The sequence below is a fragment of the Phycisphaerae bacterium genome (assembly GCA_012729815.1).
Taxonomy (GTDB): domain Bacteria; phylum Planctomycetota; class Phycisphaerae; order JAAYCJ01; family JAAYCJ01; genus JAAYCJ01.
Window position 1 is genome coordinate 1 of record JAAYCJ010000326.1, and the last position, 1526, is coordinate 1526.

The 1526-nt window shown below is 63.7% G+C and carries 2 protein-coding genes; both read left to right on the forward strand.

Annotated features, from left to right (window positions below; translation table 11 throughout):
• The first annotated feature begins 382 nt into the window (after window positions 1-382).
• The gene (locus tag GXY33_21345) at window positions 383-1285 is read left to right on the forward strand and encodes an alpha/beta hydrolase (GenBank protein ID NLX07692.1); all 903 of its coding nucleotides are present in this window, start codon (window positions 383-385) and stop codon (window positions 1283-1285) included.
• Between the two features lie 60 nt (window positions 1286-1345).
• Window positions 1346-1526: hypothetical protein (locus GXY33_21350; GenBank protein ID NLX07693.1), on the forward strand; the 181-nt coding region annotated here is incomplete at its 3' end.

Consider the following 1526-nt stretch of genomic DNA (forward strand, 5'->3'; position numbering starts at 1 on the left):
ACATCTCCATCAGGGCCCGCTCGGCGCCCGTCAGCAGGTCCACCCGCCGACGCAGCACCTCGACCAGATCCCGCTTCGAGGCGGCCGGCGATTCGCATCCGTTGTGTATCAACCAATCGACCATACGGATTATTGTCAGATGACCATTCTCCGGCGTCAAGGGTTTTGTTGTATATTCGCAGAATATTGTGTGGGATTTGTGCTCAGAGGGCCTCTGACGGACAGCTTGTTATGCAGCTAAGCAACTTGGGGGAAAGCACTTGCGTCCGGCGGGTCTTTCGGGCAGTCTGGGGGAGGATTTTTTGAGAAATTTCAAATTTTGTCCGACCGGTGCGGGCGCGTCCCGAGCGGTTTGCGACGTTTTGCAGTGGGAGGCGAAGCGATGGATAGAGCGAATCACAACGAGGTTTGGCGTTCGCTGGGTGGCGTTTGCATCGCGGTGCTGCTGGCCCTGGCGGGCGCGGGCGCATCGGGGCAGGAGCGGGCGGGAGTGCGGACGCTCAAGGACATCGCGTATGTGCCGGACGGGCACGCACGGCAGAAGCTCGATTTGTATCTTACGGCGGCCGAGCCGAACGCGCCGCGGCCGCTGATCGTGTGGGTTCACGGCGGCGCCTGGCAGGCGGGTAGCAAGGAGGGCTGTCCGGCGGTCGGGTTCGTCGAGAAGGGTTATGCGGTCGCGAGCATCAACTACCGTCTCAGCCGGCACGCGATCTTCCCGGCGCAGATTCAGGATTGCCAGGCCGCCATCCGCTGGCTGCGGGCCCACGCGGGCGAGCACCGCATCGACCCGAACCGCTTCGGCGTCTGGGGCGGCTCGGCCGGCGGCCACCTCGTCGCGCTATTGGGGACGGCGGGCAACGTCGAGGCTTTCGACGTTGGATCTCACGCGGGCGTTTCCAGTCGCGTTCAGGCGGTGTGCGATTTCTTCGGGCCGACGGACTTTGCGAAGATGAGCCGCTTCTGGACGACGATGGACCACGATGCGCCGGACTCGCCCGAGTCGCGGCTGATCGGCGGGCCGGTGCAGGAGAGCCCCGAGCTGGTCCGGCGGGCCAACCCGATCACGTATGTCACGAAGGACGATCCGCCCTTCCTGATCGTACACGGCGACAAGGACCCGCTCGTGCCGCACAACCAGAGCCAGATGCTCTACGACGCACTGACCAAGGCGGGCGTCGAGGTCACGTTCTACACCGTTCGTGGCGGCGGCCACGGCGGATTCAAAGACCCCCAGGTCGAGACCCTCGTCGACCAGTTCTTCGCCAAACACCTCAGACCGTAACCCATCGCAACCTTGCCGTGCAATTCGTGGGAATCGCACGGTCGTCGTCGAGTCAGAGAAATGAACCAGGAGATCACGGCATCCTACGTGTGGACGGTAGACGACCTGCTCAAGGCGCATGAGAGCCACCGACGGGTGATTTTCCGGCCACCGTTCCGGATCGGGCTGGCCTTCCTGTCGGTCATGGCGATCCTCGCCGGGTGGTGTGCCTACGATTCGGATGGGTGGTCTATCCCGGCAG